General features: G+C 69.1%; 5 protein-coding genes. 1 reads left to right on the top strand and 4 read right to left on the bottom strand.

Annotated elements, in window-relative coordinates; all coding sequences use genetic code 11:
• Positions 1 to 56 precede the first annotated feature (56 nt).
• The 3 genes from VFG40_RS03720 to VFG40_RS03710 all read right to left on the bottom strand — a co-directional run bounded on the left by VFG40_RS03720 (position 57) and on the right by VFG40_RS03710 (position 4530).
• Positions 57 to 1436: a diguanylate cyclase domain-containing protein gene (locus tag VFG40_RS03720; RefSeq protein ID WP_324895043.1), complete on the bottom strand. Its 1380-nt coding sequence runs from the start codon at positions 1434 to 1436 to the stop codon at positions 57 to 59.
• A gap of 82 nt (positions 1437 to 1518) precedes the next feature.
• Positions 1519 to 2289, bottom strand: coding sequence for an alpha/beta hydrolase-fold protein (locus VFG40_RS03715; protein WP_324895041.1), 771 nt, complete (start codon positions 2287 to 2289; stop codon positions 1519 to 1521).
• Positions 2290 to 2376: 87 nt separating this feature from the next.
• Entirely contained in the window at positions 2377 to 4530 is a 2154-nt protein-coding gene (locus VFG40_RS03710; RefSeq protein ID WP_324895039.1) for a putative bifunctional diguanylate cyclase/phosphodiesterase, read from the bottom strand.
• Positions 4531 to 4753: 223 nt separating this feature from the next.
• Between VFG40_RS03710 and VFG40_RS03705 the strand changes: the two genes are divergently transcribed.
• A complete protein-coding gene (locus VFG40_RS03705; protein WP_324895037.1) occupies positions 4754 to 5602 on the top strand; it encodes a DUF3014 domain-containing protein in 849 nt (282 codons plus the stop codon).
• Between the two features lie 24 nt (positions 5603 to 5626).
• Here the strand turns inward: VFG40_RS03705 and VFG40_RS03700 are convergent, their stop codons facing one another.
• A complete protein-coding gene (locus VFG40_RS03700; RefSeq protein ID WP_324895035.1) occupies positions 5627 to 6406 on the bottom strand; it encodes an SDR family NAD(P)-dependent oxidoreductase in 780 nt (259 codons plus the stop codon).
• Between the last annotated feature and the right edge of the window lie 20 nt (positions 6407 to 6426).

The following is a 6426-nucleotide window of genomic DNA, read 5'->3' as shown; positions in this document are numbered from 1 at the left end:
ACGGCCAGCGCGCCCGGCGCAAATCCCGTCCCGACGGGAGCGGCGTTGACGCGGCCTCAGGCGTCTGCAGGGGGCGGCGTGCTGGACATCAGCACGCGGTTGCCGCCGCGGCGCTTGGTGGCGTACATCGCATCGTCGGCCAGCTTGAGCAGGTCATCTTCGTTTTCACCATGGTCCGGATACAGCGCGATACCGACGCTGGCCGACACCATGGCCGGGCGGCCAGCGAGCTCGAACACCTGGTGCAGCTCGCGGCGGATCTTCTCGGCTACCGCCATGGCGTCTTCCGGCTTGACGATGCGCGGCAGCAGCACGGCGAACTCGTCGCCTCCCAGCCGGCCCACCGTATCCGATTCGCGTACGCAACCGCCCAGTCGCCGAGCGACCTCGCGCAGCAGGAGGTCACCCGCCGCATGGCCGAGCTGGTCGTTGATCTCCTTGAAACGATCCAGGTCCAGGTACAGCACCGCCAGGCGCTCCAGTTCGCGGCGGGCGCGGGCCAGCGCGTTCTGCAGCCGGTCGCGGAACAGCGCCCGGTTGGGCAGGTCGGTGAGGTGGTCGTAGCGGGCCATGTGGGTCAGGCGCGCCTCGATCTGCTTGCGCTCGATCGCCGCCGCCACCTGGGTGGACACGAACTGCAGCAGCTGCTGATCGGCCTCGCTGTAGCGCACGTCGCCGGTGTAGCTCTGCACCACCAGCGCGCCGATCACCCCGCGCTGGCCGGTCAGCGGTACGCCGAGCCATGCCAGCGGCTCGCTGCCGATGATGGCGGCAATGGACGCCACAGCGGGCTGCGGGTCGTCCGAGCGCAGCAGCAGCGGTTGGCCGGTGCGAATGACTTCGCCGCTGAGCGTGCCGCTGTCCAGCGGCCGCGGCGCCGGCGTCGCGTCGTGGGCGTCGACGAAATAGGGAAAGCTCAGCTCGTCGCGCTCGGCATCGTGCAGGGCGACGAAGAAATTCCGCGCCGGCAGCAGCCCGCCGATGATGCCGTGGATGCGCTCGAACAGCGCCAGCAGGTCGGCGGCCGTATGGGCGGCTTCTGAAATGGCATACAGCGCGGCCTGCAGCGACTCGGCCCGCTTGCGTCCGGTGATGTCACGCGCCACGGCCACGCGCACGCCGTCGCCTGGCGACCAGCGAGCGGTCCACATCAGGTCGACCAGGCTGCCGTCCTTGCGCACGTACACGTTCTCGAAATACGCCGGAGCGGCGTCTTCCATCACCTGCTGCGCGTGCTCCAGGGTGCGCTCGCGGTGGTCCGGGTGCATGAATTCGGACATCTTGCGGCCGATCATTTCCTCCGGGGTGTAGCCGAAGATGCGCGTGCTCGCGGCGCTGACGTAGACGATCTCGGTGTCGGCGCGCACCACGCAGATCACGTCGACCAGCATGTCGATCACGTTTTCCAGCGGGAGTGCGTACGGGCGGGAGCTCATCGGGGCGGGGCGGCATTCCAGGAGAGACGCCCGGAAGCAAGCACGTTCCGTGCCGCATGGAGGATTTTCGCGAGCCGGAGGCTCACGGCGCCGTGGGGAGCGTAGCGGACACGCGCTGCAGCACGGCGCTGATTGCGGCGTTCCAGAGTGTCCAGTTGTGATGCCCCGGGAGCATCAACACGTGCCCCGGCGGCAGTTGGGAACTCATCAGCTCGATCGGCGCGCGGAACCGCTCGCTGTCGCCGTAGGCCAGCCAGATGGTGGCAGTGCGCCGGGGCCGCTCCGACCAGCCCTGCAGGGAACGCCACAGCTCGCGCTGGAAGGTGTCGGCATTGATCGGCTGGACCGGCCCCGGGTTCCAGCTGGCCAGGCCGCCCGCGGCGCGGATTTCGTCATGAATGGCGTCGTCGCCGAGATAGGGCGAAAACAGCAGCATGCCGTCGACCACGTCCGGGTGCGCCTGGTCGTACAGCAGCGCGCCCAGCCCGCCCAGCGAGATGCCGGCAAGCCAGATCTGCTGGTAGCGCCCGCTGCGCCGTGCCGGCTCGATGATCTCGCCATGCAGCCGGCGGATCGCCTGGTCCTGCCGGTAGTAGGGCATGGTCAGACCCGTCAGCAGCACGTCGGTATCCGGCCACGCCTGCTGGATGCGCGCGGCGACGCCGGTGGCGGTGAGCGACGCGAGGCTGTCGCCGCGTCCGGGCAGCATCACCAGCAGCCGACGCGCAGGTTGTGCCGCCGGCACCAGGGTGGTCGGTATCGGCTGGCGCGGATCGCCGCCGGCGGCACAGCCGGCCAGCCACAGCGAGACCAGCAGCATCACGAGCGCGAAGGGGCGGTGGAACCGGTGCATTGCGAGGTCCTTGCCGGGTATGCCGGCGGATGAGGTGAGACAGGCCGGAGCAACCGGCCGCGAACGACGCGGGAGCGGCCGGGATGATCAGGCGCGGCGCTCGTCCAGTGGCAGCCCGCGCGGGTAGTCGGACTGCTGCAGCCAGCCCACGAAATCACTCGCGGCCAGCGGCGGGCAGATCAGGTAACCCTGCAGTGCGTCGCAGCCCAGCGCCTGCAGCGTGGCACGCTGGCTCTCGCTCTCCACGCCCTCGGCCACGGTAGTCATGCCGAGGCGACGACCGACGTCGACGATGAACGACGCCAGCGGGCTGGCGGCCTCCGGGCGCAGGCCGCAAATGAATGAGCGGTCGATCTTCAGCTCGTGCAGCGGCAACTGGCTGAGGTAGCTGAGCGAGGAGTAGCCGGTGCCAAAGTCGTCCAGCGAGAGCCGGAAGCCGATCCCGGCCAGCGCATACATGGTTTGCAGCGCCGCGTCGAAACCCTGCAGCAGCGCGCTCTCGGTGAGCTCGAGCGTGATCCGGCCCGGTTCCACGCCGGCGTCGCGCACCTGCTTTTCCACCTGCGCCACGAAGTCCGGGTGCGCCAGCTGCCAAGGGCTGACGTTGACGGCCAGGTGCTCGCCGAAGTCGATCCGCTGGGCGTCCCACTCGCGGATCCGCTCGCACGCCTGGCTGATCACCCAGGCGCCCAGAACATGGATCAACCCGGTCTCCTCGGCGATCGGGATGAACACCGCCGGCGACACATCGCCCAGTTGCGGGTGGCGCCAGCGCAGCAGCGCCTCGGCGCCGAGCAGGCGGCCCTCGATGCTCAGCTGCGGCTGGAAATACAGCTGGAACGAGGGCGCGCTGCCAAGGCTCTCGACTGCCGCGCGCAGGCCCCGCTCGAGTTCCATGCGCTGGTCGGCAACCTCCTGCATCTCCGGCTCGAACACACGCACACTGTTGCGGCCTGCGGCCTTGGCCCGGTACAGGGCAATATCGGCGTGACGGATGATGTCGGCAGGGCGGGCGCTGGCACCCATGAACAGCGAGATGCCCACGCTGGTGCCCACGGCCAGTACCCGACTCTCGACCATGATCGGTGCGGCCAGCCTGGTGCGCAGGTCGTGAGCCACGTGCTGGGCGTAGGCCGAACCTTCCTCGGCGCTGGCGGCCAGGGTGTCGAGCAGCACGATGAACTCGTCGCCGCCCAGGCGCCCCACCACCGACTCCGGCGGGCTGCCCGACACCAGCCGGTCGGCCACCGCCTCCAGCACCCGGTCACCGATCGGGTGACCCAATGCGTCATTGATGGTCTTGAAGTTGTCCAGATCGATCACCAGCGCGGCGCGGCAGCGCGGGCGAAACGGCTCGGCCGTGAGTTCGGCCAGGCGCTCGAGCACGCGCAGGCGGTTCGGCAGGCCGGTGAGGGTGTCGTGGTACGCGACGTGGCGAAGGTTCATCTCCGCCTGCTCGCGGGTCTCGGCCTCGGCGCGCAGGCGGCGCGTGGTCTGCTCCAGTTGCAGCGTGCGCTGGTGCAGCTGGTCGGCCATGGTCAGGCCCATCAGCAGCACGAACGGCAGAAACGAGAAGGCGTCCAGGTAGGGGTAGGGCTGGTTCATCAGGTCGATCACCAGATCGCCCCACAGCAACGCGCCGAACTGGATCACCAGACACAGCCCCAGCAGCGCCGCGGCGATCCGCTCGCCGCGCATGAACTGCAGCACCACCATCACCAGTGCCCAGGCGAAGGCGATGTAGGTGAACATGTGGAAGGCCCAGCCCAGCGGCGAAGGCACGCCGTTGACCTTGGTGATCCATTCGCCCCAGGGCAGCTCGCTCGACTGGATGCCGCTGACGTGCGAGAACAGCAGCGTGCCCGGGGTGAGCAGGTTGAGCACCAGAAAACCCGCACAGACCGCCGTCACCAGCCACAGCGCGCGGGCGCTCAGCGGTCGCCCGGTATAGCGGCTGACGAAGACGAAGAAAAACGGAAAGAAGCTCGCCGCGGCTGCGTACATCAGGCGCATCATCTCGATCGCGCGCGGAAGATCCCTTGCCAGGCCGAACAGCGCGTTGAACATCGCCAGCGCGCCGATGCACAGGCACTGCAGCGCATAGGCCAGATACAGCGGATGGCGTCGCTGACGCAGCCCGATGATGACGAACTGCGCGCTCGAGGCCGCTGCGATGCAGGCGGTCGCCACCAGCGCGGCGGTGTAGTACCCGAAAACGGCGTGAGCTGCGGCGTCCCCCATACCCGATATTTCCCCGGTTGTTACCATGGATCCGGCCACCCGTTCAGGCAGTCACGATAGCTGATGCCACTCATATAGAAACCCCCCGGTCGCGTTCGCACGCCGCGGCCTACGCCGGACGCGCACCGCTCCCCTCCTTTCGGCACGGGCGGCGCCGGCTGAAGTGAACGATCCCGGCGCCGCCGGGTCGAGTGCAGCTGATTCACGAAAGAGGTCACACATCATGAGCAAGCGTTCTTCAGGAACCGGCTGGATCATCGCCGGCGTCGCAGTGGTCGCCGTGGCGGTGGCGGGTTATTTCCTCGTGCAGCGGGCGCGCCAGAGTCCGGTGCCGGCCGAGACGTCGGCCGCGGTCGCGAGCAGTTCGGGCACCGCCGACCGCGCCCCGGCCATCGCCCACCCGATTGATCAGGCCCAGGCCTCGCCCGCGCCCGCCAGTACGGCCGCGCTGCCGGCACTGGCCGACAGCGATGCCGACGTCACCCGCAGCCTGGCCGCCCTCGGTGGCGCCGGTGCCGGCGAACTGCTGGTGGGCGAGTCGATCATTCCGCGCTTCGTGGCCACCATCGATGCACTGCCGCGCGAGGGCCTGAGTCACTTCATCCTGCCGCTGCATCCGGCCAAGGGCGTGCTGCAGCTGCAGGATGTCGAGGGTGCGCAGCAGATCAGCGAGAGCAACGCGGCGCGCTACGCGGCCTACGTGCAGGCGTTGAGCGCGGTGAATGCGCAGGCGCTGGTCGACTGGTACGTCAAGCACTACCCGCTGTTCCAGCAGGCGTACGCCGAGCTCGGCTACCCGAAAGGCTATTTCAACGATCGGCTGATCACGGTCATCGACCACCTGCTGGCCGCGCCGGAGCCGGCCCAGCCGCCGCGGGTGGTGCCTTACAAGAACGGCTACGCCTATGCCGACCCGGCACTGCAGGCGCTGTCGGTCGGGCAGAAGTCGATGATCCGCATCGGTGCGGCCAACGAGGCGGCGGTGAAGTCCAAGCTGCGTGAGGTGCGTGCCCGCCTGGTCGGCAGCGAATTGCGTGCGGCACCGGCCGCCACGGCGGCTCCCGAGCACTGAGCGAACGGCGGCTGCCTTGTCGCGCTACCAGGGAATGTCGGTACCGTCCCACGCGATGAAACGGCCGCTGTCCTGCGGCGTGGCCTGCGCGATGATGTGCAGCAGCTGCGCCGCCGCGCGCTCCGGCGCGAACAGCCTGGCGGCGGGCACGTTGGCCTGGAACGGTGCAGAGAGGCCCGTGTCTACCGTACCCGGGTGCAGCAGCAGGCAGCAGCCGCGGCGATTGCGCCGCGCCAGCTCGATGGCGAAGGTTTTCATCAGCTGGTTCTGCGCTGCCTTCGAGGCACGGTAGGCATACCAGCCGCCGAGCCGGTTGTCACCGATCGAACCGACCCGCGCCGACAGCGACGCAAACACGCACGGCCCTTCGAGCAGCGGCAGCAGTGCCCGCGCCAGCAGGATCGGCGCGAACGCGTTGAGCGCAAACACCTGCTCCAGCGTGGCGCGGCGAACCTGGGTCACCGACTTCTCCGGCCCGATGCCGTCGCCGTGCAGCATGCCGGCGGCGTGAATCACCAGCTGCAGCGACGGATGGTGCGCGCGCAGGCGTCCGGCCAGCGCGGCAAGTGCTGTCTCGTCGGTGACATCGACATCCAGGCACTGCAGTCGAGCATCCGCAAGGGCGAGGTCGCCCAGCGCCTCGCTTCGGGTGGCGTGGCGCGCCACGGCGGTCAGTTGGGCCACTTGCGGGTTTGTGAGCAGCGCACGCACCAGCGCCAGCCCGATGCCGCGACTGGCACCGGTCACCAGCACGTGGGCGGGGGCGTGATGCTCGCGCAGCAGCACCGTACGCGGGTCGCTCATGCGCGTGATCCGATGGGCCG

The sequence above is a fragment of the Dyella sp. genome (assembly GCF_035685805.1).
Classification (GTDB): Bacteria; Pseudomonadota; Gammaproteobacteria; order Xanthomonadales; family Rhodanobacteraceae; genus Dyella_A.
The sequence above is the reverse complement of the archived record's forward strand: the minus strand, read 5'-3'. Positions and strand labels throughout refer to the sequence as shown.